The organism is Rhizobacter fulvus, assembly GCF_964020785.1.
The window spans coordinates 2125578-2152213 of record NZ_OZ224516.1; the positions used below are offsets into that span (position 1 = coordinate 2125578).

Here is a 26636-nt window from a genome sequence, read left to right on the forward strand (position 1 = left end):
TCTGTACTCCTGTTAGCCGCCGCAGCCGCCCAAAGTGACCTTGACCTCTTTTTGCGCGTACAGGACCTTGCCGTCGCCGGTGATCGCGACCGCGAGCACGTTGGAGGTCTGGCCCATCTTGATGCGCGTCTTGACGCTGGTCTCGACCGCGTCGGTGAACTCGAACACGCCGGCCAGCGTGGTCGGGTTCTTCTCGACCAGGAAGGCGATGCGCTTGACGCCGGGCAGCGTGGTGGCGACGCCGATCGGCACGACCGCGCCGTTCTCGGCGATGTCGGGCGCGGTGAAGACGATGTCCTTGCTCTCGACCGGCTTGGCGATGCCGAGGCCCTTGATCACGTCGTCGATGGACTTGCCTTCGAACGCCGCCTTGTTCCACGCGCTCTGGGCGTGCGCGGGCAGCACGCCGGCGCCGGCCAGCAGCATGGCCACCGCGGCGCTGCGGCTCATCATCTCTCGTCGGGTTTGCATGAAGTGAGTTCCTTGCGCGGCCATCGCGCCGAGCCGGAACTGTAGGGCCGAATGGGCGCCCCCGCAGCTTGCGCGGCGCGACAACCGCGCCGAGTCAGGGATATTCCCGAGGCCCGCGCAGCGCGTCAGTCCGCAGCTTCGCGAGCGACCGCCGCCTCGATCTGCTCCTGGATCTTGCGCGCGCCGCGCAGCACCAGGGTCGGGTCCAGGCCGGCCTGCGGCGCGACCGCCTGCGCGACCTCGTCGAGCGAATCCGGGTCGGTCATCAGCGCATGGGCCAGCGCCGACAACGCACAGATGCCGCGCCGCGGCAGCTGCATCGGCAGTTCGCGCGTCGAGATCACCAGCACGTGGAAGCGCACGCTCGCGACCGCCGCGGGCGCGAGGCCCCAGCTCTCGCACAACGCGGCGCCGAGCGCGTCGTGGCTGACGCCGAACTCCTGGTGCTCGAGCATCAGCAGTTCCTCGTCGTCGGCGGCCTGCGCCAGCAGTTCGCGGTAGCGCGTCGTCGCATGCCGCAGCAGCACGGCCTTGCCGCATTCCTCGAACAGGCCGGCCGAGTGCGCGGCCCACGGGTCGACACCGACGGCCTGCCCGATGCGGCCCATCAGCAGCCCGCGCACGCTGGCGCGTTCCCAGATCGGCGTGAGTTCCGGCCCGGCCGGGAACACGGCCTTGAGACCCATCGCGAAGGTGACCGACGCGACTTCGCGCGTGCCGAGGTGGGTGATGGCCTGCTGAACCGACTGCACGCGCCCGCGCAGCCCGTACAGCGACGAGTTGACCGCCTTCAGCACGGCCGAGGCCAGCGCCATGTCGCCCGAGATCAGCGCGCTGACGGCCTGCAGGTTGATGTTCTCGTCCGCCAGCATCGTCGACAGCGTGACGAGCGACTCCGGCTGCGACGGGATGTCGATGTTCAGCGAGCGCAGGGCGGGGTCGACGGGCATGGGCGGCTTTCGGCAGCGAAGCGAGGACAGCTTGCATCCTAGGCACTCGCGCCGCGCCCCGTCGCCCGAAAAGCGGGGTGCTCGCCCCGCTGTTCAGCGGCCGAAGGCGTCCCAGCCGGTCTTCAGGATCAGCGCCGCGACCACGCCGATGAACACCACGCGCACGAAGCCGGCGCCGTGTTTCAGCGCGAGCCTCGTGCCGATCAGGCTGCCGGTGACGTTGGCGACGGCCATCACCGCGGCCACGTGCCACCACACATGGCCCTTCAGGGCCAGCAGCGCGAGCGCCGCGAGGTTGGTCGCGGTGTTCATCAGCTTGGCGCTGGCGCTGGCGTTCAGGAAGTCGAAGCCGAGCACCCGCACCAGCGCGAACACGAAGAAGCTGCCGGCCCCCGGGCCGAAGAAGCCGTCGTAGAAGCCGATCACGCCGCCGATCGCCGCCGCGGCCGCCGCCTGGTGCCGACCGCGCAGCGCCGGCGCGTGCGTGATGCCCAGGTCCTTGCGGACCAGCGTGTACGCCAGCACGGCGACGAGGACGATCGGCAGCGCCTTGCGCAGGCCGTCGGCGCTGACCAGCGTCAGGGTCCAGGCGCCGGCCAGGCTGCCGAGCGCGGCGACCAGCGCGGCCGGCACCATCGCGCTCCACGGGATCTGCACCCGGCGCGCGAACTGCCGCGTCGCCCAGGCCGTGCCCCAGACGCCGGTCGCCTTGTTGGTGCCCAGCAGCGTGGCGGGGGGCGCGTTCGGAAAGACGCTGAACAGCGCGGGAACGAGGATCAGCCCGCCGCCCCCGACGATCGCATCGACACAGCCGGCGAACAGGGCAGCCAGCGTGACGATGGCGGTCTCAAGCAAAGGGAACGGTCCGGAGAAATGGAAAAGGGCGTCAGGATCAACTGACGCCCTTCGCATTTTGCATCGGCGCGCATGGCGGCCTGCGTATCGTTCGCGACCGCGGGCATGTCGCCTGGGTGCGTTGTCTCTGTCTCCTCAGCCCCGTCCTGCGCGGCACCACGAAGGTGCCTGCCGCGAGAACCCAGACTGTAGGCGCGTCCCGGAACCGGTGCACTAGGGGTTTCCCGGCCGGGATTCTGAGGAATGGTCAACCGGGCGTCGTGGCGGCTGGCAGGGTCAGGCGCACGGTAGTGCCGGCACCGGGCGCACTGGTCACCGCCACCGCACCATCATGGAGCTCGGCGATCCGCTTGACGATCGCCAGGCCCAGGCCTTTCCCGCCCTCGCCGGTGGCGGGGGCGACGCTGTGGCGGCTCTGGTAGAAGCGGTCGAACAGGTGCGGTAGGTCGGCCGCGGCGATGCCCGGGCCGGTATCCGCGACGCTGACCTCGACGCGACCGTCGACCGCCATCGCGCCCAGGGTGATCCGTGCGCCGGGCGGGCAGAACTTCAGCGCGTTGTCGACCAGATTGGCGATCGCGCGCTCGAAGAGTTCGATGTCGACGCGGGCGATCGGCAGCGCGCGCATCTCGTCGGCGGGGCGCGCGGCTTCCAGCGCGATGCCCTGCTGCGCGGCGCGCTCGGCGAAGCGCAGCGCGATGTCGTCGAGCAGCTCGCCCAGGTCGACGACCTCGGCGTGGAGCGCGAACTGCGGCTCGTCGAGCTTGGCCAGGTCGCCCAGCGACTGCACCAGCCGCGCGGCGTTGCGGGTGTTGCGCAGCGCGACCTCGACCAGGCGGCGGTCCTCGCCGCGCGCGGCATCGCCGGCCCAGCGCTCGTCGAGCGTCTCAAGGCACGCGACGGTCGCGGTCAGCGGCGAGCGCAGGTCGTGCGACAGGTTGCTGACGCCCTCGCGGCGGAAGTGATCGAGCCGGCGCAATTCGGTCCACTGCCGGCGCAGCGTCGCCAGCATCATCTCGAACGCACGCGTCAGCTGGCCGAATTCGTCGCGCGTGACGGCGGGCAACGCGGTCGGCGCGTCGGCCAGGCCGGCGTCGAGGCCGCGCTGGGAGATCGTCGAGACGGCGTCGGTGAGGCGCCGCAGCGGCCGCGTGACCGAGACGATGATCAGCACCGACAGCAGCGTCGTGAACGCGACCACCGCGACGATCAGCCCGAGCGCCGGCCGGCCGAAGCTCATGCGCAGGTCGCTCCAGCGCCCGTCGGGCGCGTTGGCGCCCGGCGGCGGGCCGGTGTGCAGCACCAGGTAAAGGTAGCCCACCACCGCGTCGCCGGCGCTCATCGTCGCGCGACGCACCGGTTGAACCGCGACGACGGCGTTGGCGTCCATGCGCTCCGGGTCGTCGCCCATCACGTAGGCGGCGTCGGGGTGGCCGACCGCCTGCAGCACCGGCGTCAGTGCCACCTTGAAGCCGGGCGGGATCTTCGCGTTGCCGCTGCTGGCGAGCACGGCGCCGTCGAGCGCCAGGAGATAGAGCTGCGTGTCCGGCTCGAACAGCACCATGTTGCGCAGCCAGCCGCGGAACTTGTCCGGCTCGCCTTCGTAGGTCTCGAACAGGTAGTCGTTGTTCGCGACCACGCGGCCGAGGAACGCGGTGCCGCGGCGGTAGGTGGTCTCGTGCTCGAAGCGCTGGAACGCGTAGATCACGGTGGCGACCACCAGCAGCATGGTCACCAGCCCGGTCGCGAAGATCGCCAGCGCCAGCTTGAGCCGGACGGTCATGGCGCGAGGTCGCGCATCTTGTAGCCGGCGCCGCGCGCGGTCAGGATGATCTGCGGCCGCATCGGGTCGGCCTCGAGCTTGGCGCGCAGGCGGTTGATGTGGGTTGTCACCGTGTGCTCGTAGCCGTCGTGGGTGTAGCCCCAAACCGCGTTCAGCAGCTGCGAGCGCGAGAACACGTGGCCGGGGTGCGACGCGAAGTGCAGCAGCAGGTCGAACTCGAGCGCGGTGAACTCGATCGACTCGCCGCGGCAGCGCACCTGGCGCTTGGCCGGCAGGATCTCGAGCTCGCCGTTGCGGATGCTCGCGGCCGCCTTGGCGCCCGCCGCACCGGCGGTCTGCGCGGCCGCCAGCAGCTGCGCACGGCGCAGCAGTGCCTTCACGCGCGCCAGCAGCTCGGCGAGCGAGAACGGCTTGGTCAGGTAGTCGTCGGCGCCGAGTTCCAGGCCGAGCACGCGGTCGAGCTCGGTCGACTTGGCGGTCAGCATCAGGATCGGTGCCGCGCTGCCCTTGGCGCGCAGTGCCTTGCAGACCTCCAGTCCGCCCATGCGCGGCATCATCAGGTCGAGCACCAGCAGGTCGGCCGGCGCGGCCAGCTGCTGCGCCAGCGCCGCCTCGCCATCGCCCACCGCCGAGACCTCGTAGCCGGCGTTGCGCAGGTTCATCACCAGCAGGTCGCGGATGTCGGTCTGGTCTTCGGCAACGAGGATGTGGGCAGGCGGCATGGGCAAGGTAGGTCGGACGGAACCGCCGGCTCTTACGCCGGCGCCTTGACGAGATTGTGATCTTCCCGTGAGGTTCGGTGAGGTGGGCGCGAGGTGCGCCGCCGACAGTTCATTCCATCGCCACCCGATGGACACCGCCCCATGAACACCGCCGCTGCCGCCCACCCCGTCGCCTTCGTCCCCAGCGTCTCGTGGACCGAGATGGTCGCGCACCGCGGCTACCTGGTGCGCTTCGCCCAGCGCAAGCTGCGCGACCCGCTGCTGGCCGAGGACGCGGTGCACGACGTGTTCGAGGCCGTGCTCTCGGGCCGCGCCGTGTTCGCCGGCCGGGCTGCGCTGCGCTCGTGGCTGACGGCGGTGCTCAAGCACAAGATCGTCGACACGGTGCGTCGCAATGCCGGCACCGACTCGCTGGACGACGCGTTCGGCCACGACGACGACGAATCCGGCGTCTGCGACATCGAGTGCCCGCAACCGCGTCCCGACCAGGTCGCCGAGCAGCACCAGTTGCTGATGCTCGCGCTGCAACGGATCGAGGCGCTCCCGCCCGGCCTGCGCGACGCGATGCGCCTGCGCGTGCTGGAGGAGCAGAGCACCGAGGAGGTGTGCCGCGCGCTCGGCATCAGCGAGGAGAACCTGTTCGTGCGCATCCACCGCGCGCGCAAGCAGCTGCTGTCCTGAAAGGGGCGGCTTGGGTACGATCGGGCCGATGCGCCTTCCGTTGCCCGATCTCCTCTCGACCCGCATCGGCCGCCTGGTCGCGTTCTTCCTGCTTTACGTGACCGAAGGCATCCCGCTCGGGTTCACCGCCGTCGCGATCGCGACGCAGATGCGGCGCCAGGAGCTCGGCCCGGCCGAGATCGGCGCCTTCGTCGGCTCGCTGTACCTGCCGTGGGCGTTCAAGTGGGTGATGGGCCCGTTCGTCGACACGCTCAGCACCGACCGCTTCGGTCGGCGCCGCCTGTGGATCCTGATGATGCAGCTCGGCATGGTCGGCACGCTGGTGCTCGCGATGCCGGTGAACTTCGTGACCCAGCTCGGCCTGTTCACCGCGATCATCTTCCTCCACAACGCGTTCGCCGCGACGATGGACGTGGCCATCGACGCGCTCGCGGTCGGTGTGCTGCCCGAGCCCGAGCGCGGCACCGCCAACGGCTTCATGTTCGCCGGCGCCTCGATCGGCCAGGCGATCGGCGGCGCCGGCGTGCTGTTCCTGTCCGACGTGCTGCCGTTCAGTTCGACCTACGTGTTCGTGATGGCGGCGATCTTGGCGGTCACGGTGTTCGTCGTGCTGCCGCTGAACGAGCCGAAGCGCGGGCCGCATCCACCGCAGCCGGGCAGCGCGGCCGCTGCGATCGGCCGCGAGCTGGCCGCGTTCGTGCGCGACTCGTGGCGTGCGTTCACCGGCTCGCGCGCGGCGCTGGTCGGCGTCGTCGTGGCCTTGCTGCCGGCCGGCGCGTACGCGCTGAGCCTGGCGCTGCAGTCGAATCTCGCGGTCGAGCTCGGCCTGTCGGACAACCAGATCGCGCAGCTGAACCTGGCCTCGACGGTGATCTTCGCGTTCGCGTGCATCGCCGGCGGCTGGCTGTCCGACCGCTACGGCCGGCGCCGCATGCTGGCGCTGTTCATCTTCCTGACCGCGCTGCCGACGCTGTACCTGGCGTGGACGATGGCGCAGGCGCACTGGATCATGCCGGTCGAGCTGAAGGCCGCGAACCGGCCGCAGCCGTCGGCCGCGCTGCTCGCGGCGTTCTGGATCGCGAGCCTGTCGTTCGCGATCTTCCAGGGCCTGTACTACGGCGTGCGCAGCGCGCTGTTCATGGACGTGACGACGAAGGCCGTGGCGGCCACCCAGTTCACCGCGTACATGGCGATGTCCAACCTGGTGATCAGCTACACCGCGTGGTGGCAAGGCTGGGCGATCACGCGCTGGGGCTACCCGGTGACGCTGGCGGTCGACGCCGCGGTCGGCATGATCGTGCTGGCGGTGCTGCCGCTGATGAAGCCGCGCGCCGCGGAGGCGGCTATGCCGGCACCCGCGTGACGACCCGCACCGGGGTCTCGATGCGCTCCCGGAACCCCATGCGGCGATAGAGTCGCACGGCGTTGGCGTTGCTGCGCATCACGTGCAGGAACGGCACCTCGCCCTCGGCCAGCTGGCGCCTGATCAGCCGGGTCATCAGCCCGGCCGCCAGGCCGCGGCCCTGCGCGTCAGGGTGGGTGCAGACGCCGCTGATCTCGTGCCAGCGTCCGGCCTGCGAACGCTCGCCGGCCATCGCGATCAAGCGCTCGCCGTCGAAGCAGCCGAGGTACTCGCCAAGCTCGATCGTGCGCGGGCCGAACGGGCCCGGATGGGTCAGCGCCGTCAGCGCCAGGACCTCGGCCACGTCGGCGGCGCCGAGCGCGCGCAGGCCGGGCAAGGGCCCGACCTCGGGCGCCGGCGCGTCCCAGACCATCTGCAGCATCGTCGCATCGGCATCGAGCCGCCAGCCCGGCGGCAGCGCGCCGGACCAGCCCGCGACATAGAGCGACTCGCCTTCGGCGGTGCAGGCGGCCAGGGCCTCGAAGTCGGCGTTCGACGCGTCCTCGAACGCGACGATCGGCGAGAAGCCCGTGGCGTAGCGTCGCACACCGCCGCCACCCGCCGCCCACTGCGCCTGCGGGCCGTTCAAGGCATGCCAGAAGATGTTGTCGAGCAGCGCGGTCGCCATCGGCTGCAAGCTTACTCCGCGTCGAGCGCGCCTTTCACGACCGCCGGGGTCAGCGTCGGCGAGCATTCCTCGAGAAAACGGTAGGCGTAGCCGCGCAGGTAATGGCCGCGCCGCACGGCGATGCGTGTGGTGTTCGGCGGGAACAGGTGCGAGGCGTCGATGCTGCGCAGTGCGGCGTCGCGCGCGGCGTCGAACGCCATCGACGCGATGATGCCCACGCCCAGCCCGACCTCGACGTAGGTCTTCACCACGTCGGCGTCGAGCGCACTCATCACGACATCGGGCGCCAGCCCGGCTTCGCGGAAGCTGGTGTCGATGCGCGGCCGGCCGGTGTAGCCGGCGTGGTAGGTGATCAGCGGGTGCTCGGCCAGGCCCTGCAGCGTGAGCTTCTTGACCCGGGTCAGCGGATGGCCGTCGGGCACCACGACCAGGTGGTGCCAGTCGTAGAACGGGAAGCTGGCGAAGTTGCCGATGGCCGAGTTGCCGCCGTCGAGGGCCTCGGTCGCGATGCCGATGTCGGCCTCGCCCGACTGCAGCAGCGCGACGATCTCGGCGGGGCTCGCCTGGTGCAGTACCAGGTGCACCTTCGGGAACGCCTGCTTGAAGCGCCGCACCACGGGCGGCAGCGCGTAGCGCGCCTGGGTGTGGGTGGTCGCGATCGTCAGGCTGCCCTCGTCGCGGTTGGCGAACTGTTCGGCCAGCCGCTTGATGTTCTTCGCGTCGATCAGCATGCGCTCGACGATGCCGACCAGTTCGTTCCCCGGCTCGGTCAGCCCGGTGAGCCGCTTGCCCTTGCGCACGAACAGTTCGATGCCGAGCTCGTCCTCCAGATCCAGGATGTGCTTGCTGACGCCCGACTGCGACGTGAACAGCGCGTTCGCGACCTCGGTCAGGTTGAAGTTGCGCTGGACCGCCTCGCGGATGATGCGCAGTTGCTGGAAGTTCATGCCGTGACTATGCCGCCTCGTCGAGCGGCGCGGCGAAGACGCTCAAGCGCTGCGGCACCAGCCAGACGCGCTGGTCCGGCTGCAGCGCCAGCGCCTCGGCCCGCTCGCGCGCGAGCTCGACCTCGAAGTGCTGGTCGCCGGCACCGGTCAGCTCGACGCGGCTGGCGGCGCCGAAGCTCAGCACGCGGAACACGCGCGCCTCGGTCCCGCCGGCCGCCGGCTGGGTTGCGATCGCGACCTCGTGCGGGCGCGAGAAGCCCAGCTCGCCGCCCGTCTGGCCCGGAAAGCGGTTCGACGCGCCTAGGAAGCCGTAGACGAACGGCGTCGCCGGGCGCTCGTAGACCTCGGTCGGCGAGCCGACCTGCTCGACGCGGCCGTGGTCCATCAACACGACCCGGTCGGCGACCTCGAGCGCCTCCTCCTGGTCGTGGGTGACGAAGATGCTGGTGATGTGCAGCTCGTCGTGCAGGCGCCGCAGCCAGCGGCGCAGCTCCTTGCGCACCTTGGCGTCGAGCGCGCCGAACGGTTCGTCGAGCAGCAGCACGCGCGGCTCGACCGCGAGCGCGCGGGCCAGCGCGATGCGCTGGCGCTGGCCGCCGGAGAGCTGCGGCGGGAAGCGGTCGGCGAGCCAGTCGAGCTGCACCAGATCGAGCAGCTCGTGCACCTTGCGCCGGATCTCGGCGTCGCTCGGCCGGTGGCCGCGCGGCTTGACGCGCAGGCCGAACGCGACGTTGTCGAACACCGTCATGTGGCGGAACAGCGCGTAGTGCTGGAACACGAAGCCGACCTGGCGTTCGCGCACGTGCGTGTCCGAGGCATCCTCGCCATCGAGCAGCACGCTGCCGCGGTCGGCGCTCTCCAGGCCGGCGATGATGCGCAGCAGCGTCGTCTTGCCGCAGCCCGACGGGCCGAGCAGCGCGACGAGCTCGCCGATCGGAAAATCGAGGCTCACGTCGCCGAGCGCGGTGAAGCTGCCGAACGACTTGTGGATGTGGCGGACCTGGATGCTCATGCGACTGCTTCCGTTGAACTGCTGCGCGCCTGCCGCCACTCGACGAACTGCTTCAGCGCGAGCGTGACCAGCGCCAGCAGCGCGAGCAGCGACGCGACCGCGAACGCGGCGGCGAACTGGTATTCGTTGTAGAGAATCTCGACGTGCAGCGGCAGCGTGTTGGTCAAGCCGCGGATGTGCCCCGAGACCACCGAGACCGCGCCGAACTCGCCGAACGCCCGCGCGTTGCACAGGATCACGCCGTAGAGCAGTCCCCACTTCACGTTCGGCAGCGTCACGTGCCGGAAGGTCTGCCAGCCGGAAGCGCCGAGCACGGCCGCGGCCTCTTCCTCCTCGCGGCCCTGCGCCTCCATCAGCGGGATCAGCTCGCGCGCGACGAACGGGAAGGTCACGAAGGTGGTCGCGAGCACGATGCCCGGCACCGCGAACACGATCTTCAGGTCGTGCGCCTGCAGCCACGGGCCGAACCAGCCCTGCGCGCCGAACATCAGCACGTAGATCAGCCCGGCGACGACCGGCGAGACCGAGAACGGCAGGTCGATCAGCGTGACGAGGAAGCTCTTGCCGCGGAAATCGAACTTCGTCACCAGCCACGCGGCCCACACGCCGAACACCAGGTTCAGCGGCACCGCGATCGCCGCGGCGATCAGCGTGAGCTTCAGCGCGGCGACCGCGTCGGGCTCGGTCAGCGCGGCGAGGTACACGTCGACGCCCTTGCGCAGCGCCTCGGTGAAGACGGTCGTCAGGGGCAGCAGCAGGAACAGCGCGAAGAAGGCGTGGCCGAGCGCGAGGATCGTGCATCGGACCCACGGCGCCTCGCGTGTCGCGGGGTTGGCTTCGCAGCGCGCGGCGGGTGCGAGCGCGCTCATCGCCCACGCCCCGCGCCGACGCCGCGCGCCTTCGCGCTCCACGCCTGCAGCCCGTTGATCGCGAGCAGCAGTGCGAACGAGAACGCCAGCATCACGGTGGCGATCGCCGTCGCGCCGGCATAGTCGAACTGTTCGAGCTTGGTGATGATCATCAGCGGCGTGATCTCCGAGACCATCGGCAGGTTGCCGGCAATGAAGATCACCGAGCCGTACTCGCCGACCGCACGCGCGAACGCCAGGGCAAAGCCGGTCAGCAGCGCCGGCGTCAGCACCGGCAGCACGACGTGGCGGAAGGTCTGCCAGCGGTGTGCGCCCAGGCTGGCGGCGGCCTCCTCCAGCTCGGTGTCGATGTCTTCCAGCACCGGCTGCACGGTGCGGACGACGAACGGCAGGCCGATGAAGGTCAGCGCGACCAGCACGCCGAGCGGCTTGAACGCGACCTGGAGGCCGAGCGGCTCGAGCAGCCCGCCGAGCCAGCCGTTCTTCGCGTACAGCGCCGTCAGTGCGATGCCGGCGACCGCAGTGGGCAGCGCGAACGGCAGGTCGATCAGCGCGTCGACGAGCTTCTTGCCGGGGAAGGTGTAGCGCACCAGCGACCATGCGAGCAGCAGCCCGAACACGGTATTGATGGCGGCCGCGAGCAGCGAGGCGCCGAAGCTGAGCTGGTACGACGCGACGACGCGCGGCGAGGTGACGACGCTCCAGAAGCGCTCCCAGCCCATCGAGGCGGTCTTGAAGAACACCGCGGACAGCGGGATCAGCACGATCAGCGAGAGGTACGTGATCGTGACGCCGAGCGACAGCCCGAAGCCGGGCAGCACGCGGCGCGGCTTGCGGCGCGGCAGCGGGGCGGCGTGATCGAGGGGAGGAAGGGCGAGGGTGGCTGGCATCGGCCGCGCAGGTTAGTCGCGGCCGGCGGCGCGCGGAACCATGAAATCCGAATTTGCATATCCGTGGATTCGATTGCAGGTTTTCAGCTAAGCCCAGCGGCTGCAAGGCGAGCGCGGCCACGGCACACTGCGCGGATGAACGACGACACCGCGCTGCGCGTGATCTGCCTGTGCGCCGGCTGGTGCGGCGTGTGCCGCGACTACCGCGCGACCTTCGACGCCGCGGCGACCTCGTTCGATGCGGGCACCGCGTTCGCGTGGTTCGACATCGAGGACGACGCGGCGCTGCTCGACGACGTGGATGTCGAGAACTTCCCGACGTTGCTGATCGCGCGCGGAGCCCACACGCTGTTCTTCGGCACGATCACGCCGCAGCCGGCCACGCTGGCGCGCCTGGTGCAGCGCGCGCTCGACGGCGACCTGGCGCCGCGCACCGATGCGCCCGAGGTCGACGCGTTCGTGCAGCGCCTGCCGGCCGGTCAACCAGGCGACAGCGACCCCGGCTGAATCGGTGCACGATGCGGGCACTGCGCCGCGCCGTCGGCGCGCCCTCACGGAGACACCGACGATGAATTTCGAGACCCTGCGCTACGAGGTCGAGGACCAGATCCTGACCCTGACGCTGAACCGCCCCGAGCAGCTCAACGCGTTCAACGGCCCGATGATGAACGAGCTGATCAAGGCGTTCGACGCCGCCGATGCCGACGACGAGGTGCGCGCGATCATCGTCACCGGCGCCGGCCGCGCGTTCTGCGCCGGGGCCGACCTGTCGCAGGGCGCCAAGACCTTCGACTACGCCAAGCGCGAGGACAAGCCCGACAAGGCCGGCACGCCGCTCGACGCGGCCGGCCAGCCGGTCTGGAGCCACGAGTCGGTGCGCGACGGCGGCGGTCGCGTCACGCTGCGGATCTACGAATGCCTGAAGCCGGTGATCGCGGCGATCAACGGCCCGGCGGTCGGCATCGGCGCGACGATGCTGCTGCCGATGGACATCCGGCTCGCCTCCGAGACGGCGCGCATCGGCTTCGTGTTCGCGCGCCGCGGCATCACGCCCGAGGCGTGTTCGAGCTGGTTCCTGCCGCGCCTGGTGGGCATCAGCCGGGCGCTGGAGTGGACGTACTCGGGCCGCATCTTCCCGGCCGCCGAGGCGCTCGCCGGCGGCCTCGTCAGCGCGGTGCACGCGCCGGACGCGCTGCTGCCGGCGGCGCGTGCGCTGGCGCGCGAGATCGTCGACCATGCGGCGCCGGTCTCGGTCGCGCTGACGCGGCAGATGATGTGGCGCATGCTCGGCGCCGACCACCCGATGGAGGCCCACAAGATCGACAGCCGCGCGATCTATGCGCGCGGCGCGTCGCCCGACGCGAAGGAAGGCGTGATGTCGTTCCTCGAGAAGCGCCCCGCGCAATTCAGCAGCAAGGTCTCGACCGACATGCCGGCGTTCTTCCCGTGGTGGCAGGACCGCCCCTACGAGTGACTCAGCTGCGCCGCGGCTGCATCGGGTTCGGCGCCACGTAGGCCGTGATCTTGCGGGCGAGCAGCCCGGGCGGCGCCACCTTGGCGAGGTCGAAGCTGCTGCGCTGGCCATTGAAGTTCCAGACGAAGCTCTTGTCGCCGATATCGAAGCGGATCACCTCGCCGCCGGTGACGTTGACGTAGCTCGTGCCCGGCCCGATCGCGATCGTCCGCGTCACCAGCGAGACCGGCGCCGGGCTGCCGAACAGTTCCAACGACGGATCGCTGCGCGCCGCAAGCACTTGCGGGCCCGAAGGTGGTGCGGCGGCCACCGGCGGCGCCGGTGCCGGCCGCGGCGCGGCGGAGATCGGTGACGGTGACGGTGACGGTGACGGTGCTGGCGCTGCCGCGGGCGCAGGCGCATAGCCCGACCCGGCGTCCGCCGGGCGGGGGTACGGCTGTGCCGCAGGCGCAGCCGTGGGAGCCGGTGCCGGTGCCGGTGCCGGTGCCGGTGCCGGCGGGCGTGGCGACGGCGGCTTCGGCGCCGGCGCGCGGCTCGCGGCTGGCGGCGCGGCGGGCACCGGCGCGGGCCGGGTTGCGGAGGCGGCCCCGACCGTCGCCACGACCGCCGGGGCGCTCGCGGCAACCGATGGCGTCGACGCGGCGCGCGCCAGCGACGACGCGGACGCGGGCTGCGCGACCCCCCGCGCGGCCGACGCCGCCGCCGCGGCCGACGCGCTTGCCGACAAGTTCGGGGACGAGGCCGGCGACGCGACCGGCGGCTCGTCGCCCGCTGGCGGCGCGGGCGCAAAGTGGTCCCACGCCGCGTAGCCCACACCGCCGGCCACCAGCACCGCGATCGACGCGGTCGCCCAGCCCGGGAAGCGCACCGCCGGATCGGCTCGCTCCACGTCGACATGCGGCAGCAGCGCCTGGATCAGCAATTGCACGTCGGACGACCAGCGCGCATGGTTCAGCTCGACGCTGTTGCGGAACGCCAGTTCCCGGAGGTCGTCGGGCAGCTGCTCGGCGCGCGGCATCTCGGCGTCGTGCACCAGCACCGGGATGACCGGGATGTCGCGCTTCAACGCGCTCGCGGTTTCAAGGCGCACGAAGTCGTACGGGTCGTCGAGGCGGCGCTGGCCGTGCTTGTCGGCGACGGTCAGCCAGTTCTTGCCGATCACTGCCAGCAGCACGCCGCAGGACGAGACCTGCTGCTCGATCACGCGCCGGAAGTCGCGCCCCGGCTCGATCCCGGCCACGTCCATGAACACCGAGCCCTTGCCGAAGCGATCGCACAGGTCTTCGAACAGGCGCCCGGCGTGGCCCTCGGTGTCGTCGCGGCGGTAGCTGATGAAGATCGCGCGCATGCGGCGAATTGTGATCAGTTGCGTCTGTGCGGCGTACCCCTATCAGATGCGAACCGCTGTAACGAGCCGGCCGGCGCGCGGCAGAATGCCGCCCTGAACTCCGGAGACACCGATGTCCTACATGCTGTTGATCGTGGAGCCGCGCGGCCAGCGCGAGGAGCGCGGGCTCGAGGCGGGCCAGCAGGTCTATGCGCAGATGCTTGCGTTCGCCGAGGCGCTCAAGCAGCGCGGCGTGCTGCTCGGCGTCGAGTCGCTGGCCCACGACAGGAACGCCACCCGGGTGCAGGTGCGCGGCGGCCGCACCAGCCTGGTCGACGGGCCCTTCGCCGAGGCCAAGGAGATGGTCGGCGGCTTCTTCCTGCTGAACTGCAAGACGCGCGACGAGGCTGTCGCGATCGCGGCCGAGTGCCCGGCGGCGGCGTGGTGCACGGTCGAAGTCCGCCAGCTGGGACCGTGCTGGGCGTGACCGCGCGCATGTAACGACGGCGGCTGCGTGTCGATCCGCCCGCGGCCGGCGCGTCGTACGGGAGACAGCAACCGCATCGACACGGAGATTCCCCATGCGCTTCATCATCATCGTCAAGGCCACCGCCGAGAGCGAGGCCGGCATCTTTCCCGAAGACGACACGCTGATGGCCGAGATGACCGGCTACCACGAGGAACTGCAGAAGGCCGGCGTGCTGCTCGACGGCAGCGGCCTGAAGCCCAGCGCACAGGGCTGGCGCATCCACTACGGCCGCGACGGCAGCCGCCGCGTCGTCGACGGCCCGTTCACCGAGACCAAGGAGCTGGTCGCCGGGTACACCGTGATCCAGGTGCGCTCGATTGAGGAGGCGATGGAGTGGGCGCGGCGCTTCCCGGCGCCGATGGGACGCGGTGTCGAGGCGACGATCGAGGTCCGGCCGCTGTACGAGATCGACGATTTCCCGCAGACCGAGTCGATCGCGCGGCTGCGGGAGCTGGATCGCATCAGCAAGTGAGCACCGCCGCGCACCGTGCGATCGAGGCCGTCTGGCGGATCGAATCGGCCAAGGTCATCGCGCACGTCGCGCGGCTGGTGCGAGACGTGGGCGTGGCCGAGGAGCTGGCGCAGGACGCGCTCGTCACCGCGCTCGAACGCTGGCCTGTCGACGGCCTGCCCGACAACCCCGGCGCCTGGCTGATGACCACCGCGAAGAACCGCGCGCTCGACCGGCTGCGCGCCGACGCACTGCACGCCCGCAAGCACGACGAGCTCGGCGCCGACCTGGACGCGCTGCAGGCCCACGTCACGCCCGACTTCGTCGACGCGCTCGACGCCGCGCGCCAGGACGACATCGGCGACGACCTGCTGCGGCTGGTGTTCACCGCCTGCCACCCGGTGCTGTCCACCGACGCGCGGGTCGCGTTGACGCTGCGCCTGCTCGGCGGCCTCGCGACCGAGGAGATCGCACGCGCGTTCCTGGTGCCCGAACCGACGATCGCGCAGCGCATCGTGCGCGCCAAGCGCACGCTCGCCGCGGCCAAGGTGCCGTTCGAGGTGCCGCGCGCCGCGGCGCTGCCGGAGCGGCTCGGCTCGGTCCTCGAAGTCATCTACCTCATCTTCAACGAAGGCTATTCCGCGACCGCCGGCGACGACTGGATGCGCCCCGCGCTGTGCGAAGAGGCGCTGCGCCTCGGGCGGATCCTCGCCGGCCTGGTGCCCGACGAACCGGAGGTGCACGGCCTGGTGGCGCTGATGGAGATCCAGGCCTCGCGCACCGCCGCGCGCACCGACGCCGAGGGCCGCCCGGTGCTGCTGATGGAGCAGGACCGCAGCCGCTGGGATCCGCTGCTGATCCGCCGCGGCCTCGCCGCGCTGGCCCGCTCGGAAGCGCTGGGCGGCGCGCGCGGGCCGTATGCGCTGCAGGGCGCGCTCGCGGCCTGCCACGCGCGGGCGCGTACCGCCGACGCGACCGACTGGGCGCAGATCGTCGCGCTGTACGACGCGCTCGTGCAGGTCGCGCCGTCGCCGGTGGTCGAGCTGAACCGGGCGGTCGCGATCGGCATGGCGTACGGTCCGGCCGAGGCCTTGCCGCTGGTCGGGGCGTTGATCGAAGACCCGCGGCTGGCGAGCTACCACTGGCTGCCCAGCGTGCATGCCGACCTGCTCGCCAAGCTCGGGCGCGCGGCCGACGCGCGCGCCGAGTTCGAACGCGCCGCGGCGATGACGCGCAATGCGCGCGAACGCGAGTTGCTGCTGGCGCGGGCGGCGGCGCTGCGTTGACGGGTCAGGTCCTGCTCGGAAGACCGTTTCGAGTCCGCGAGCAAGGCGTCGAGTTCGGCGGTCGCTGGTCCGGGCAGGGGTTCACGCCTCCGGATCGACCGTGCGGTCGTGCTCCGGATCCTCGGGGATGGCCGGCGGCACGGGGCCCTGGTCGGGCTCGACCGGCAGCATGCCGGGTTCGGGATCGTCCTCGGCCTTTTCGGCGTTCGTGCGGTGCGGCTTGTGCGGGGTGTGCGTGGCCATGAGGTGGTCCTTCGGGGTTCTGGGCTTCGACATCGTCGACGGTCGCGCGGGCCGCCGGCCCCGGACAGGGGCGCGACGCCCTGTCGGCCGACACCCACAGCATAGGCCTCAGGCCAGCGGCAGCGCCGCGAGCCGCTCACGCAACGCCGCGCTGGCCATCGTCATCGGCGGGCGCAAGGCGTCGTGCAGCAGCCCGAGTTGCGCCAGGGCGGCCTTGACCGGCGCGGGGTTCGGCTCGCTGGTCAGCGCCGCGATCAGCGGCACCAAGGCGTGCCAGGCGGCACGGGCGTCGGCGAGCCGGCACTGCGCGAGCGCGCGCGCCACGTCGACGAACGCGCGCGGCCGCAGGTGGGCCGACGCGGCGATCGCGCCGGCGCCGCCGGCGCACAGCGTGCCGAAGATCTCGATGTCGTTGCCGGCGAGCACCTGCAGCCGGCCATCGCGGATCAACGCCAGCGTCGTGTCGACCGAACCGGCGCAGTCCTTGATCGCGACGATGTTCGGGTGCGCGGCGAGCGCGAGCAGCGTGTCGAGCGCGATCGTCACGCCGGTGCGGTAGGGGATGTCGTAGAGCACCAGCGGCACCGCGCTCGCGTTGGCCAGGCGCACGAAGTGATCGCGGATGCCGTCCTGCGCCGGCCGCACGTAGTACGGCGCCGGCACCAGCAGCCCGGCGATCGGCAGCGTGGCGAGGTGCTTCGCGCGGGCCAGCAAGCCCGGCGCGTGGTTGCCGGCGAGGCCGACGATGACGGGCAGGGTCCCGCCCGCCGCGTCGAGGATCGTCGCGAGCACCGCGTCCTGCTCGGCCTCTGTCAACGACGACGGCTCGCCGGTCGTGCCCAGCGCGACGAAGCCGGCGACACCCGCGTCGGCACAGCGCTTCGCCAGTCCGCGCAAGGCCGCGTGATCGACCGTGCCGTCGCGTGCGAACGGCGTCACCAACGGCACCCAGATGCCAGAGAAATTCATCGTCATCGCTTCCACTCCTGAACGACCGAACGGTGGAAACCGTCAGCGGTGCGCGGGCAGGAGGGCGATTGAGATCAGGGAGAAGAGGCTCTGCTGCGGTTCCGTCACACATCTGACGGAACGGCGAGCTCCGGTCAGACGAGCCGCTGTTTTTCTTTGGATTTGCAGGACGCGCACGCACCCGCTGCCGTGTCGGCGAAGGCGGTATGAAGCGTGCGGTCCATGGCGCGCAGTCTAGCGTCAGACGATCCGCACCGACAGCTCGGGCAGCCCGTCGATGTGGCCGACCAGCACGTCGCCCTTGACGACCGGGCCGACGTTCTCCGGCGTGCCGGAGTAGATGATGTCGCCGGCCTTCAGCTCGAAGGCCTGGCTCAGCTGCGCGATCTGCTCGGCCACGCTCCAGATCATGTAGCTCAGGTCGGCGAGCTGCTTGGTCTGGCCGTTGACCTTCAGCTCGATCTTGCCCTTGGTGATGTGGTTCGTCATCGCCACCGGATGGATCGGCCCGATCGGCGCCGACATGTCGAAGCTCTTGCCGATCTCCCACGGCTTCTTCTGGTCGCCCATGCCGCGCTGCAGGTCGCGGCGCGTCATGTCCAGCCCGATCGCGTAGCCGTAGACATGCTGCAGCGCCTGCTCGATCGGGATGTTCTTGCCGCCACTCTTCAGCGCTGCGACGAGTTCGAGCTCGTAGTGGTAGTTCTTGGTCAGCGACGGGTACGGGTGGTCGGCCGTCGTGCCGATCGCGACGTATTGCACCGCGTCGGTCGGCTTCTGGAAGAAGAACGGCGGCTCGCGCGTCGGGTCCGAGCCCATCTCGCGCGCATGGGCCGCGTAGTTGCGGCCGATGCAGTAGATGCGCCGCACCGGGAACACCTCGGCCGAGCCGACGATCGGCAGCGTGACCGCCGCCACCTTGAACGGGCTGCGCGGGCTGCCGCCGTCGGCAGCCACCGAGGCGCAACCGGCGGCGAGCGCGCCGCCGAGTGCGGCGGTGCTGGTCCTGAGAATCGAACGGCGGTCCATCGTTATGTCTCCTGGTCAGAATTCGAGCGCGTCGCCCGGCTTGATCGCCAGCACCTTCACCGACGCATTGCCCAGTGCCTTGCTGTACTCCTCCGGCGTGCCGACCAGCGCGGCGTTGGTGCCGTAGTGCATCGGCAGCGCCATCTTCGGCTTGATCAGCTCGCGGGTCGCGTAGGCGGCGTCGGCCGGGTTCATCACGAACTGGCCGCCGCCGATCGGGATCAGCAGCAGGTCGGGCCTGAGCATCTCGCCGAGCAGCTTCATGTCGCCGAACACGCCGGTGTCGCCGAGGTGCCAGAGCTTGAAGCCGTTCTCGAACTCGATGACGAAGCCGCACGGCTCGCCGCCGACATGGGTCTCGTCCTTGTCGGTCGCCGGGTTGCGCCAGACCAGCTCCGAGCTGTGCTCGGCATGGGTCATCGTGATGCGCACGCCGGCCGGGCCGAACGGGCGGATGCTGCCGCCCTTGTTCATGCGGTTGGCCTGCGCGACCGGCAGCACGCCCAGCGTCTGCATGGACTGCGACAGCCCGGCCGGCGCCCACAGCGGCGCGTTGTTCAGCTTGGCGAGCGCGGGCGCGTCGAGGTAGTGGTCGAGGTGGCCGTGGGTCACGAGGATCAGGTCGACCTTGCCGAGCGCCTCGAGCTTCTTGTAGGCCTCGGGAGTCTTCGGATTCGCGGTCAGGTACGGGTCGATCACGATCACCTTGCCGGTCGGCGTGGTGATCTTGAACGCCGACTGGCCGAGCCACAGCACGCCGACCTTGCCGGCAGCAGGGGCTGGCGCGACGGCGGCGGTCGCGGGTGCCGAGGCTTGCGCGTGGGCAGTGCCGGCCGCGATCAGCGCGAGCGCGGCGGCGGCGAGGCCGCGGGCGAACGAACGGGTGAGGGTCATCGGTACTCCGGGTGGCATGGGCGGGTGTCGGTCAGTCGAACTCGAAGCCGCCGGCGCGGCGCAGTTCGCGGCTCTGCGGCCCGGCCAGCAGCTCGACGAAGCGTTGCGCGAGCGCAGGTTGCGCGGCGCGTGCGGCGATCGCGGCGGTGTAGACGGTCGCGAGCTCGAACGCGGCCGGCAACGGGCCGGCCAGCGCGATGCCGGGCGTGTAGAGGATCTCGGTGATCTGCGTGCAGCCGATCGGCGCGGCGCTCGGGTCGGCGGCGAGTTCGCGCATCGAGGTCGCGCCGTTCGGAAAGTTGCGCACGCGCCCGGCGAGTTCGTCATCGATGCCGAGTTGTGAGAGGACGGATGCGAAGTGAATGCCTGCCGTCGCGCGCTGCGGATCGGGAAAGTACACCGCGCTCGCCGCCAGCAGCGCGGTCTTCAACGCGTCGGGCGTGGTGACGTCCGGCACGTTCGATCCGGAGCGCACCGCAACCCCCGTGCGCACGCGGCCGAGCGGCGCGCGTGCCGCGCTCGACAGCTGGCCGTCGGCCTGCAGTGCCACCACCATCGCGTCGGTGACGATCATCACGTCACACGGCTCGCCGGCCAGCAGTGCTTCCTTCATCGCACCGACGGCACCGAAGCGCGCCTGCAGCGTCGCGCCGGCGTCCTGCTCGAAGCACGCCTGCAGCGCCTTGACGACGCCCTGCACCGCACCGGCGCAGAGGATGTTCAACGTGGGGGTCGTCATCCGGCACTCACTCCGGCTTCGCGCCGGAGACCTTCACGATGTGGGCCCACTTCGCGATGTCCTCGTTCAGGTAGCGGCCGAACTCCGCGGTCGTCATCACCATCGGCGTCGCGCCCTGCGCCTTCCACGCCTTCGCGGTGTCGGGCGCACCGACGATCTTGCCGACCTCGGCATTCAGCCGCGCGACGACCGCGGGCGGCGTGCCCTTCGGTGCCATTAGCCCGAGCCAGATCGTCGCCTCGTACTTCGGCACACCGGCTTCGGCGACGGTGGGCACCTCGGGCATCACGGCCGAGCGGGTCAGCCCGGTGGTGCCGAGTGCCTTGACCTTGCCGGCGCGCACGTGCTCGCTCATCGTCGGCACCGCGTCGAACATCAGGTCGACCTGGCCGCCGAGCACGTCGGTGCGGGCGCCGGAACTGCCCTTGTACGGGATGTGCAGGATCGAGACCCCGGCCATCGCCTTGAACAACTCGCCGGCCATGTGGTACGGCGTGCCCGGGCCGGACGAGGCGTACGACAGGCTCCCCGGCTTCGCGTTCGCGAGCTTCAGCAGCTCGCCAAGGTTGGCCACCGGCAGGCCGCTGCGCGCGACCAGCACCAGGTCGGAGTAGTTGATCGGCGCGACCGGCACGAAGTCCCGCATGAGCTGGAACGGCTTGGTCGGGATCAGCGATTCGTTCACCGTGTGCGTGTTCGACATCAGCAGTAGCGTGTAGCCGTCGGGCGCGCTCTTCGCGACCGCGTCGGTGCCGATGATCGAGCCGGCGCCGGGCCGGTTGTCGACGACGAAGGTCTGGCCGAGCGACTCCTGCAGCCGATTCGCGATGAAGCGCGCATAGACGTCGGCCGGCCCGCCGGGCGCGAACGGCACGATCACGCGCACCGGGTGCGCCGGGTACTCCTGTGCCGACGCCGCGAACGGTGCGCCGAGCGCGAGCGCTGCTGCGCCGACACCGGCCAGGAAGGCGCGACGCGGGACGCCGTGGACACGGGCTGCGGTCATTCGTTGTCTCCGGGAATCGGCGCAGTCGCACCGTCGATTGGTATGAATTGGTTGCGGAGGTCGCCGCAGCCGGCCCAATATAGCGAGCGCCCCGGGTGCGGTCAATGCGACAGCGGGTTTGCCCCTGCCGCGATCACGCGCGCTCAGAACCCGAGCAGGTTGCGCCGCACGTGGTCGAGGTGCGCAAGGCACAGCGCCGTCGCGCGCGCGCCATCGCGGTCCTGCAGTGCGGCGACCAGCGCGCGGTGCTCCGACTGGTACTCGCGGCGCCGCTCCGGCGTGGCGCTGCGGCGCTTCAGCGCGCCCCACTCGCCCTGCTCGCGCACCTGGTTCATCAGCCGGAACACCTTCGAGATGAAGCTGTTGTGCGCGGCATCGGCGATCGCCTCGTGCAGTTGTGCGTCCCAGTGCTCGAACTGCTCGAGCGTCTTCGCGGCCTCGCCCTTGTCGCAGCACTCGTTCATGCGGGCGAAGTCGAGCGACGTCGCATTGCCGACGACCATCGCGACGATCGCCGGCTCGAGCACGGCGCGCGCGCTCATCAGTTCGGCCGGGCTGGTCGGCAGCGGGCCGACGCTGCTCGCGGCAGCGGCCAGCGCCTCGTTGACCTCGTCGCTCACGTAGGTGCCGCTGCCCACCGTCTGGATGATCAGGCGCTTGTCCTTCATGTCGGCCAGCACGCGCCGTACCGCCGATCGGCTCAGGCCGAACTGGCCGCTCAGCTCGCGTTCGGTGGGGATGCGGTGGCCGGCCCGCCAGTGGCGGGATCGCAGGTTCTCGAGAATCGCTTCCCGCAGGGCCACGGCGCTGTCCATCGTGCCCGCATCGTATCAAGCGGTGAGCGCGTCGTGCCGTTCGGGTTGACGCGCATGGTCGATTGGTAGCCAATTGGTAGCATTTGGGCCGAACTGCTGGAGACCCCCTTGCGCATCGCCACCTACCGCCGAGACGGCCGCCGCGAAGTCGGCCGCGTGACCGAGGACGGGCTGTCGCTGCTGCCGTTCGCGCTCGATGCCGCGCAGGCCGAGCGCGGCGCGCTGCCACTGATCGAGGCGCTCGCGCGCGGCGAAGCGCTGCCCGCGACCGGCGCGGCCGTGCCGCTGGCCAACGTCGCCCTCGAAGCTCCCCTGCCGCGCCCGCGCCGCAACCTGTTCTGCGTCGGCCGCAACTACCGCGCGCATGCGAAGGAGCTGCAGGGCTCGGTGTTCAAGGCCAGCACGCCCGACGCCGACGGCTGGCCGATCGTGTTCACGAAAGTGCCCGAGTGCGTGATCGGCCCGCACGACGAGGTGCGGCTGCCGGGGGACGCGGTCTCCGCACAGATCGATTACGAGGCGGAACTCGCCGTCGTGATTGGCCGGGAGGGCCGCAACATCTCGCGTGCCGATGCGCTCGGCCACGTCTTCGGCTACACGATCGTCAACGACGTGACCGCGCGCGACGTGCAGATGCGCCACCAGCAGTGGGACCTGGGCAAGAGCTTCGACACCTTCTGCCCGATGGGGCCGTGGCTCGTCACCGCGGACGAACTCGACGGCACCGCGACCCGCGTGCGCTGCTGGGTCAACGGCACGCTGCGGCAGGACGGGCTGACGACCGACCTGATCTTCGACATCCCGACGCTGATCGAGACCTGTTCGCGCGGCATCACGCTCTACCCCGGCGACGTGATCGCCACCGGCACGCCGGCCGGCGTCGGCATGGGGCTGACGCCGCCGAGCTTCCTGCGCCGCGGCGACGTGGTGCGGATCGAGATCGACGGCATCGGCCGGATCGAGAACCGCTGTGTCTGACCGCGCCCCACCCCTTCAGGAGACGAACCGATGACCCAGCGAAACACGCGCCGCACGTACCTGCTCGGCGCCGTGCTGTGCAGTGTGCTGGGACCGGCCGCCGCGCAAGCCCCGGCCTGGCCCGACAAGCCGATCACGATGATCGTGCCGTTCCCGCCCGGCGGCGTGGCCGACACGGTGGCACGCCCGGTCGCCGAGGCGCTGGCGCGCGAGCTCAAGCAGACTGTGGTCGTCGAGAACCGCGCGGGCGCCGGCGGTGCGCTGGGCATCGGCCAGGCGGCGCGCGCGGCGCCCGATGGCTACACCGTGTTGCTGAGCCTGTCGTCGATCTCGATCCTGCCCGAAGCCGACCGCGTGCTCGAGCGCAAGCCGGCATTCAGGCTCGACGACTTCAAGCCGATCGCGCGCTTCACCGCGGACCCGACCGTTCTGGTCGTGCGCGCGGATGCGCCGTGGCGAACGCTGGCCGATTTCATTGCCGATGCGAAGGTGCGGCCCGGAGCGATCAACTACGGCAGCTCGGGCAACTACGGCACGATGCACGTGCCGATGGAAATGCTCAGCGCCGATGCCGGACTGAAGATGACGCACATCCCGTACACCGGTGCCGGGCCGGCGATCGTTGCGTTGCTGGGGGGCCAGGTGGACGCGATCGCCAGCGGCCCGTCGACCGTGGTGCAGCAGATCCAGGCCGGCAAGCTGCGCGCGCTCGCGCACTGGGGCGAGCAACCGCTGGCCGCGCTGCCCGGTGTGCCGAGCCTGACGCAGACCGGTCACGCGGTGCGCTTCGCGCAATGGTCGGCGCTGTTCGTGCCGGCGAAGACGCCCGACGCGATCGTGCAACGGCTGCGCGCGGCAGCCGCCAAGGTGGCGACGGACCCGGCCGTGCGTCAGGTCGTCGCCAAGGCGGGCAGTCCGATCGAATACCTCGATGCGCCCGAGTTCCAGCGCTATTGGGACAGCGACGCCGCCGCGATGACGCAGGCGGTGCGCCGCATCGGCAAGCTGGAGTAGCTAGACGCCGCGCCGGCCGGTCACGAGCTGGTAGACCAGCACGATGACTGCGACGACCAGCAGGATGTGCAGCAGGCCGCCGGCGGTGAACGAGGTCACCAGGCCGAGCACCCAGAGGGCGAGAAGGACGACGACGATGGTGTAGAGCATGGCGTTCTCCTGAAGTGGCGGGCGCGGGGCTCGGTGGCTGCGCCTCGGTGATCCGGAGAATGCCCGCGTCGAACAGCCGGCCGAATCGGCCGAACTGCCGCGCGTGTGTAGGTGGGGAGGCCTGCGCTGGTCGCGTAGGTCGCGTGTCTCGGTCGAGCGCGTCGGCGGAAAAGCTTCCACGGTTGCAACAAAGGCGCCGCCCGCCGGGCCGCGCCTTTGCCGCTCAAGCCGTGATCAGCGAGGATCCGAGAGCTCAAGCCTCCACCAGCCCCGCCCGAGCAAACGGCAACCGCCTCACCCTCGGCCCGCCCAAGCGCGCGACTGCGTTCGCCACGGCCGGCGCGAGTGGCGGGACCCCCGGCTCGCCGACGCCGCTGGGCGCCACCGTGCTGGGCACGATGTAGACCTCGACCTTCGGCATCTCGTGGATGCGCAGCGATTTGTACGTGTCGAAATTCCGCTGCGCGGCGCGGCCGTTCTTGACCTCGATCTCGCCGTAGTAGAGCGCGCCGAGCGCGAAGCCGATGCAGCCTTCCATCTGGGCCTTGATCACGTCCGGGTTGACGGCGATGCCGCAGTCGACCGCGCAGACCACGCGGTCGACCTTCACCCTGCCGTCCTTCATCGACACATCGGCCACCTGCGCGACGAACGAACCGAACGACTCGTGCACCGCCAGGCCTTGCGCCATGCCGGCGCGCGTCGGCTTGCCCCAGCCGGCCTTGTCGGCCGCGAGCTTGAGGACACCGGCGGCGCGGTCGCTCTTGCCGAGCAACGCGAGGCGGAACGCGAGCGGGTCCCGGCCCGCGGCGCGCGCCAGCTCGTCCATCATCGTTTCCATCACGTACGCGGTGTGGGTGTTGCCGACCGAGCGCCACCACAACGGCTTCGGCGCCGCGGTGGTGGTGTGCAGGTCGGCGCTCAGCATCGGCAACGCATAGATCGACGGCGAGACGCCCTCGACCGACGTGGGGTCGATGCCGTCCTTGACCATCATCTCCATCGCGGTGCCGGCCATGATCGACTGGCCGACCACGGTGTGCTGCCAGCCGGCGATCTGGCCCTGCGCATCGAGGCCGGCCTTGACGGCGTGCACGTACATCGGGCGGTACAGACCGGCGCCCATGTCGTCCTCGCGCGAATACTGGAGCCGCACCGGTGCGCGGCCGTTGATGGCCTTGGCGACGTTGACGGCGGCGACGGTGAAGTCGCTGTACGCGTTGGCGCGCCGCCCGAAGCTGCCGCCCGAGACCAGCGTGTGCAGCTTGACCTTCTCCATCGGCAGGCCAGCGGCCTTGGCGGCGAACATGTGGTCGAAGGTCGGGAACTGGTGGCCGCTCCAGGTCTCGAGCATGCCGTCGTGCAGCCAGGCGACGCAGTTCATCGGCTCCATCGTCGCGTGGGCCAGGAACGGGAACTCGTAGACGGCCTCGATCGTCTTCGCGACCGCTTGCGCGGCAGGCGCGTCCTTCGCGGGCCGCGCGAACGGCTTGCCGGCGGTGGCGGCCTGCGCCTTGTACTGCGCGAGCAGCGCGTCCGAATCGAGCTTGCCGCTCTCGGCCTCGTCCCACACCACCTTCAGCGCGCGGCGCCCCTGCAGCGCAGCCCAGGTGCCGGTGGCGACGACGGCCACGCCTTCGGCCACCTGCACCACGTCGGTCACGCCCTTGACCTTCTTCGCGTCGGTCGCATCGAACGACACCAGCTTCGCCCCGAACGACGGCGGCCACGCGATCACCGCGGTCAGCAGGCCGGGCAGCTTGACGTCGATCGTGTAGGTCGCCTTGCCGGTGCACTTCTCGAGCGAGTCGACGCGCGGCGTCGCGTCGCTCTTGCCCATCAGCGTGAATTGCGCCGGGGTCTTGAGCACCGGGTTCGCCGGTGGCGTCTGCTTCGCGGCAGCGGCGGCCATCTCGCCGTAGGTGGCGCGCTTGCCGGAGGCGTGGGTCAGCACGCTCTTCGAGGCCTTGATCTCGCTGGCGGGCACCTTCCACGCCTCGGCAGCGGCCGCGACAAGCATCGCGCGGGCCGTCGCGCCGGCGCTGCGCATCTGCAGATACGAATTGGAGATCGCCGACGAGCCGCCGGTGCCCTGCATGCCGAACGCGAGGTTGGCGTAGAGCTTGGCATCGGCCGGCGCGAACTCGGTGCGAACGAGCGACCAGTCGGCGTCGAGCTCGTCGGCCGCCATCGAGGCCAGCCCGGTCGCGTTGCCCTGGCCCATCTCGTGGTGCTTGCAGACGATCGTGACGAGGTTGTCAGTGCCGACGCGGACGAACTGGTTCGGCGCGAGCGGCCCGGTGGCGGCGCCCTCGGGGCCGGGCGCGGCGGCCATCGCCGAGGACGGCAGCAACCCGCCGACCGCGATCAGCAGGCCGGTGCCGGCACCGCCGGCGAGCACGGCGCGGCGCGTGACGCCGCGGCCGACGACGGCGCGCGGCGGCAGGCCGAACGCCGCGTCGAGCTCGGCGCGCTGTTCGGGGGTGTTCAGGCTCTGGAGCAGCGGATGCATCGTGGTGCTC

At 70.8% G+C, this 26636-nt stretch carries 29 protein-coding genes; 9 read left to right on the plus strand and 20 right to left on the minus strand.

The features are described from left to right. Positions 1-12 precede the first annotated feature (12 nt). The 5 genes from soxY to ACWH49_RS10100 all read right to left on the minus strand — a co-directional run bounded on the left by soxY (position 13) and on the right by ACWH49_RS10100 (position 4781). Complete coding sequence (soxY, locus tag ACWH49_RS10080) at positions 13-471, minus strand: thiosulfate oxidation carrier protein SoxY (RefSeq protein WP_448171343.1); 459 nt, start codon at positions 469-471, stop codon at positions 13-15. A 125-nt stretch (positions 472-596) separates the two neighbouring features. Then, entirely contained in the window at positions 597-1421 is an 825-nt protein-coding gene (locus ACWH49_RS10085) for an HDOD domain-containing protein (RefSeq protein ID WP_448171344.1), read from the minus strand. A gap of 93 nt (positions 1422-1514) precedes the next feature. Further along, entirely contained in the window at positions 1515-2333 is an 819-nt protein-coding gene (locus ACWH49_RS10090) for a sulfite exporter TauE/SafE family protein (protein WP_448171345.1), read from the minus strand. Between the two features lie 190 nt (positions 2334-2523). After that, the gene (locus ACWH49_RS10095) at positions 2524-4059 is read right to left on the minus strand and encodes a sensor histidine kinase (RefSeq protein ID WP_448171346.1); all 1536 of its coding nucleotides are present in this window, start codon (positions 4057-4059) and stop codon (positions 2524-2526) included. Continuing rightward, on the minus strand, positions 4056-4781 hold the full coding sequence (locus ACWH49_RS10100) for a response regulator transcription factor (protein ID WP_448171347.1): 726 nt from the start codon (positions 4779-4781) through the stop codon (positions 4056-4058). The genes ACWH49_RS10095 and ACWH49_RS10100 overlap by 4 nt, the downstream gene beginning before the upstream one ends. 141 nt (positions 4782-4922) lie before the next feature. Between ACWH49_RS10100 and ACWH49_RS10105 the strand changes: the two genes are divergently transcribed. Together ACWH49_RS10105 and ACWH49_RS10110 are read left to right on the plus strand one after the other, a co-directional pair. Continuing rightward, positions 4923-5462, plus strand: a complete 540-nt coding sequence (locus ACWH49_RS10105; protein WP_448171348.1) for a sigma-70 family RNA polymerase sigma factor — start codon at positions 4923-4925, stop codon at positions 5460-5462. A gap of 28 nt (positions 5463-5490) precedes the next feature. Next, a complete protein-coding gene (locus ACWH49_RS10110; protein ID WP_448171349.1) occupies positions 5491-6825 on the plus strand; it encodes an MFS transporter in 1335 nt (444 codons plus the stop codon). On the opposite strand, the gene ACWH49_RS10115 is transcribed toward ACWH49_RS10110, so the two are convergent. Genes ACWH49_RS10115 through cysT form a run of 5 tightly spaced genes read right to left on the minus strand, consistent with a single transcriptional unit; the run spans position 6806 to position 11210 of the window. Continuing rightward, positions 6806-7492 carry a GNAT family N-acetyltransferase gene (locus ACWH49_RS10115; RefSeq protein ID WP_448174335.1) on the minus strand — a complete coding sequence of 229 codons (687 nt, stop codon included), beginning with the start codon at positions 7490-7492 and terminating at the stop codon, positions 6806-6808. The two genes, ACWH49_RS10110 and ACWH49_RS10115, sit on opposite strands and share 20 nt — an antisense overlap. Positions 7493-7503: 11 nt before the next feature. Further along, positions 7504-8439 carry a CysB family HTH-type transcriptional regulator gene (locus ACWH49_RS10120; RefSeq protein ID WP_448171350.1) on the minus strand — a complete coding sequence of 312 codons (936 nt, stop codon included), beginning with the start codon at positions 8437-8439 and terminating at the stop codon, positions 7504-7506. A gap of 7 nt (positions 8440-8446) precedes the next feature. Further along, entirely contained in the window at positions 8447-9451 is a 1005-nt protein-coding gene (locus tag ACWH49_RS10125) for a sulfate/molybdate ABC transporter ATP-binding protein (protein ID WP_448171351.1), read from the minus strand. Continuing rightward, positions 9448-10320, minus strand: a complete 873-nt coding sequence (gene cysW, locus ACWH49_RS10130) for a sulfate ABC transporter permease subunit CysW (protein ID WP_448171352.1) — start codon at positions 10318-10320, stop codon at positions 9448-9450. Before cysW ends, ACWH49_RS10125 begins: the two co-directional genes overlap by 4 nt. Then, on the minus strand, positions 10317-11210 hold the full coding sequence (gene cysT, locus ACWH49_RS10135; protein WP_448171353.1) for a sulfate ABC transporter permease subunit CysT: 894 nt from the start codon (positions 11208-11210) through the stop codon (positions 10317-10319). Before cysT ends, cysW begins: the two co-directional genes overlap by 4 nt. 135 nt (positions 11211-11345) lie before the next feature. On the opposite strand from cysT, the gene ACWH49_RS10140 reads away from it, so the two are divergent. Beyond that, positions 11346-11717 (plus strand): thioredoxin domain-containing protein, encoded by a 372-nt coding sequence (locus tag ACWH49_RS10140; RefSeq protein WP_448171354.1) that lies wholly within the window; start codon positions 11346-11348, stop codon positions 11715-11717. Between the two features lie 61 nt (positions 11718-11778). Further along, a complete protein-coding gene (locus tag ACWH49_RS10145; RefSeq protein WP_448171355.1) occupies positions 11779-12684 on the plus strand; it encodes a crotonase/enoyl-CoA hydratase family protein in 906 nt (301 codons plus the stop codon). 1 nt (position 12685) lies between these two features. Here ACWH49_RS10145 and ACWH49_RS10150 read toward each other — a convergent pair whose 3' ends face one another. Then, entirely contained in the window at positions 12686-14032 is a 1347-nt protein-coding gene (locus tag ACWH49_RS10150) for a CzcE family metal-binding protein (protein ID WP_448171356.1), read from the minus strand. A gap of 112 nt (positions 14033-14144) precedes the next feature. Here ACWH49_RS10150 and ACWH49_RS10155 point away from each other — a divergent pair, with 112 nt between their 5' ends. The 3 genes from ACWH49_RS10155 (at position 14145) to ACWH49_RS10165 (ending at position 16277) form a co-directional block, all read left to right on the plus strand. After that, positions 14145-14498 (plus strand): YciI family protein, encoded by a 354-nt coding sequence (locus tag ACWH49_RS10155; protein ID WP_448171357.1) that lies wholly within the window; start codon positions 14145-14147, stop codon positions 14496-14498. 94 nt (positions 14499-14592) lie between these two features. Beyond that, positions 14593-15012 carry a YciI family protein gene (locus ACWH49_RS10160; RefSeq protein WP_448171358.1) on the plus strand — a complete coding sequence of 140 codons (420 nt, stop codon included), beginning with the start codon at positions 14593-14595 and terminating at the stop codon, positions 15010-15012. After that, entirely contained in the window at positions 15009-16277 is a 1269-nt protein-coding gene (locus ACWH49_RS10165; RefSeq protein ID WP_448171359.1) for an RNA polymerase sigma factor, read from the plus strand. The genes ACWH49_RS10160 and ACWH49_RS10165 overlap by 4 nt, the downstream gene beginning before the upstream one ends. Positions 16278-16358: 81 nt before the next feature. Here ACWH49_RS10165 and ACWH49_RS10170 read toward each other — a convergent pair whose 3' ends face one another. The 7 genes from ACWH49_RS10170 to ACWH49_RS10200 all read right to left on the minus strand — a co-directional run bounded on the left by ACWH49_RS10170 (position 16359) and on the right by ACWH49_RS10200 (position 21972). After that, positions 16359-16520, minus strand: coding sequence for a hypothetical protein (locus ACWH49_RS10170; protein WP_157615961.1), 162 nt, complete (start codon positions 16518-16520; stop codon positions 16359-16361). A 108-nt stretch (positions 16521-16628) separates the two neighbouring features. Then, complete coding sequence (gene dapA, locus ACWH49_RS10175; RefSeq protein WP_448171360.1) at positions 16629-17495, minus strand: 4-hydroxy-tetrahydrodipicolinate synthase; 867 nt, start codon at positions 17493-17495, stop codon at positions 16629-16631. A 234-nt stretch (positions 17496-17729) separates the two neighbouring features. Then, a complete protein-coding gene (locus ACWH49_RS10180; protein ID WP_448171361.1) occupies positions 17730-18518 on the minus strand; it encodes a fumarylacetoacetate hydrolase family protein in 789 nt (262 codons plus the stop codon). A 15-nt stretch (positions 18519-18533) separates the two neighbouring features. Beyond that, entirely contained in the window at positions 18534-19412 is an 879-nt protein-coding gene (locus ACWH49_RS10185; RefSeq protein ID WP_448171362.1) for a metal-dependent hydrolase, read from the minus strand. Between the two features lie 31 nt (positions 19413-19443). Next, entirely contained in the window at positions 19444-20151 is a 708-nt protein-coding gene (locus ACWH49_RS10190) for a molybdate ABC transporter substrate-binding protein (protein WP_448171363.1), read from the minus strand. Positions 20152-20158: 7 nt separating this feature from the next. Next, complete coding sequence (locus ACWH49_RS10195; RefSeq protein WP_448171364.1) at positions 20159-21157, minus strand: tripartite tricarboxylate transporter substrate binding protein; 999 nt, start codon at positions 21155-21157, stop codon at positions 20159-20161. A 143-nt stretch (positions 21158-21300) separates the two neighbouring features. Beyond that, a complete protein-coding gene (locus ACWH49_RS10200) occupies positions 21301-21972 on the minus strand; it encodes a FadR/GntR family transcriptional regulator (RefSeq protein ID WP_448171365.1) in 672 nt (223 codons plus the stop codon). Positions 21973-22080: 108 nt separating this feature from the next. On the opposite strand from ACWH49_RS10200, the gene ACWH49_RS10205 reads away from it, so the two are divergent. Together ACWH49_RS10205 and ACWH49_RS10210 are read left to right on the plus strand one after the other, a co-directional pair. Next, a complete protein-coding gene (locus ACWH49_RS10205; RefSeq protein WP_448171366.1) occupies positions 22081-22950 on the plus strand; it encodes a fumarylacetoacetate hydrolase family protein in 870 nt (289 codons plus the stop codon). 30 nt (positions 22951-22980) lie between these two features. Continuing rightward, positions 22981-23964, plus strand: coding sequence for a tripartite tricarboxylate transporter substrate binding protein (locus tag ACWH49_RS10210; protein WP_448171367.1), 984 nt, complete (start codon positions 22981-22983; stop codon positions 23962-23964). Here ACWH49_RS10210 and ACWH49_RS10215 read toward each other — a convergent pair whose 3' ends face one another. Both ACWH49_RS10215 and ACWH49_RS10220 read right to left on the minus strand, forming a co-directional pair. After that, positions 23965-24114: a lmo0937 family membrane protein gene (locus ACWH49_RS10215; RefSeq protein WP_157615959.1), complete on the minus strand. Its 150-nt coding sequence runs from the start codon at positions 24112-24114 to the stop codon at positions 23965-23967. A gap of 253 nt (positions 24115-24367) precedes the next feature. Further along, positions 24368-26626 (minus strand): molybdopterin cofactor-binding domain-containing protein, encoded by a 2259-nt coding sequence (locus tag ACWH49_RS10220; protein WP_448171368.1) that lies wholly within the window; start codon positions 26624-26626, stop codon positions 24368-24370. Positions 26627-26636 lie beyond the last annotated feature (10 nt).